Origin of the sequence: Streptomyces hilarionis (assembly GCF_024539675.1) — a bacterium.
GTDB classification, from domain to species: Bacteria; Actinomycetota; Actinomycetes; order Streptomycetales; family Streptomycetaceae; genus Streptomyces; species Streptomyces hilarionis.
Window position 1 is genome coordinate 1 of the sequence record NZ_JAHHIT010000870.1, and the last position, 241, is coordinate 241.

The 241-nt window shown below is 74.3% G+C and carries 1 pseudogene; it reads left to right on the forward strand.

Features of this window, described 5'->3' with window-relative positions:
- Window positions 1–241: pseudogene (locus tag KMS84_RS40610) on the forward strand (aspartate aminotransferase family protein); the annotation flags it as partial.

A 241-nucleotide genomic window follows, 5' to 3' on the forward strand; every position in this document is an offset into this window, starting at 1 on the left:
CCCTCAACCCCTCCCTCGACTCCTGGGACCAAGCCCCCGCCGCCTCCACCCTCGAAACCCTCGTCACCCGCACCCTCGCCGCCCACGCCGGCCTCACCGACGCCCTCATCACCACCGGCGGCACCGAAGCCAACCACCTCGCCCTCCTCCTCGCCCGCGAAACCCACGGCCCCACCCTCCGCCTCGTCTGCGGAGCCAACGCCCACCACTCCCTGCCCCGCGCCACCTGGCTCCTCGGCCT